Here is a 1,950-nt window from a genome sequence, read left to right as displayed (position 1 = left end):
CGAGGGTTTGTCTTGGTCTAGCCATCTTCAAATACCGTTTAATAAGGGTAAATAAAGCCTAGTTCAGTGTTTGATATTTGACTAGTTGGAATGGGTGGCCATGTTATTGACAACTCGATGGGAAACAAGTTTGGGCAGATAAAAACTTAGCTCAAATCTAAGCTGACAGATCCTTTCAAAAACGGGTAACTGTCAGATCAAGTCTGAGCTAGTACAACTGAATGATTTACCGCCCAAATTGTATGATCGGTTAAATGAGGAAAACTCTCTCAAAATATGATCGATATAAGGGATGGTTACAGCTTAAATTCACTATTACCGCTAATTAGTTTACTTTTTCTATAGACCTTATCAGAGTAAGAAAGTTTTTTATGGATCTCTGTAAGACCTCTTCTGATTGCACAACCCTTGCTTGCACTCGTAGGCCTTGAAAAAAAATTGAGAATAAATCAGTAAACTCGTCGGTGTTCATATCTGAAGTTAGGCGATTTTGTTTAACATAGGTTCCAAAAAAACCGTAAATCGTATCACGCACAACCCGATATCGTTTCGTTGTTTCTATGTATAGATTTGGCTCATTCGATGCTAATTCTAATATGCTGTTAATTACTAAGCAGCCATAACTTAACTTCTTGGCATTAATGTCCATGAAGAATTTATTAAAGAGCAGTTCTAAGTTCTCAGACATGTATTTGTCGGTGTCTAGTTGTTGGATGATATCTCTAAATTCCTTTACTAGATAAAAATCAAGAGATTTTATAAACAAAGCTTCTTTATTGCCAAAAGCATTGTAAAGGCTTGTTTTAGTTAACCCTGTAATTGATGCTAACCGGTCAACCTTTGTAGCAGAATAGCCATGTTCCCAGAAGTACTCAGAGATTATGGCAAGTACTTGCTCCTCATCGAATTGACGTTTTTTCCCCATGATTTTCATGCCCATTATATATTTGCATTATATTGTACCACATGGTACATTAAACTCAATTGTACTAAATGGTACAATATAATTTATGCTTAGGTAAAATAACATGACAGTAAACTTCAAACAAAAATATGGTGATTGGGCACTAGTAACAGGAGCAACTTCTGGTATTGGTTTACACATTGCCGATCAGCTCGCAAAAAAAGGACTAAACATTTTATTAGTGTCGCGCAAGGAAGATGAACTGAAGTCTCACGCTGAGAAATTATCCAAAAAACACGGAGTTGAGACAGCAATTATTGCGGCGGATTTAGCAACTGATGAAGGAGTTGCTAAGGTAAAGGCAACCAAGTTGAAAATTAGTTTATTAGTGCCTGCTGCAGGCCTAGAAGTTAATGGGGCTTTCGAGAAAACACCGTATGAAGCAGAGCTGAAAGTAATACAACTTAATGTCACTTCAACGTTTGTACTTGTCCATCACTTCAGCCGTGACATGGTTGATCAGAAACGAGGTGGAATTCTACTTATTGCTAGTTTATCAGGCCAAATGCCTAATCCCTATTTTGCGAATTACGCTGGTACTAAAGCTTACGTGCTTAATTTGGGTGCTTCACTTTATGGCGAATTTAGATCAAAAGGTGTTGATGTAACCGTGTTATCACCGGGGCTAACGGCCACTCCGATGGTTTCTGACAATGGTATGGACTGGAACAAAACACCAATGATAGCAATGGATCCCGCAAAAGTAGCATCGTTGGCAATAGAAGGTTTGGGGAAGCGTCTTCTGACAGTTCCTGGAACACGCAATTGGTTGATGGCGACCATGATGAAACTTAGTCCAGTCAAGCTTGCAGCAATTATAAGTGAGAAAATGGTACGAAATGCCATTGATAAGAATAAAATATAGGTTAGTAAAAGTCACATAACAAAGCATTACAGCGGATAAACCGCTTAATAGGGCTACATGGACTCCCCTTTGTCAAGCAATAGTAATCCGACAACAACAGTGGATCTGACAGCAGCTCTAC

Annotated in this window: 2 protein-coding genes; one reads left to right on the top strand and one right to left on the bottom strand. The window is 38.3% G+C overall.

Going from position 1 to position 1,950, the window contains the following annotated elements; translation table 11 throughout:
- Positions 1-325: 325 nt before the first annotated feature.
- Positions 326-940, bottom strand: coding sequence for a TetR/AcrR family transcriptional regulator (locus G3R48_RS16915; protein WP_153666368.1), 615 nt, complete (start codon positions 938-940; stop codon positions 326-328).
- An 88-nt stretch (positions 941-1,028) separates the two neighbouring features.
- Here G3R48_RS16915 and G3R48_RS16910 point away from each other — a divergent pair, with 88 nt between their 5' ends.
- Positions 1,029-1,829, top strand: coding sequence for an SDR family NAD(P)-dependent oxidoreductase (locus G3R48_RS16910; protein WP_153666367.1), 801 nt, complete (start codon positions 1,029-1,031; stop codon positions 1,827-1,829).
- Positions 1,830-1,950: the final 121 nt, after the last annotated feature.

It is taken from the genome of Shewanella intestini (genome assembly GCF_018221465.1).
Classification (GTDB): Bacteria; Pseudomonadota; Gammaproteobacteria; order Enterobacterales; family Shewanellaceae; genus Shewanella; species Shewanella intestini.
Note: the sequence above shows the minus strand (reverse complement) of the source record. Positions and strands in the feature narration are given on the sequence as shown.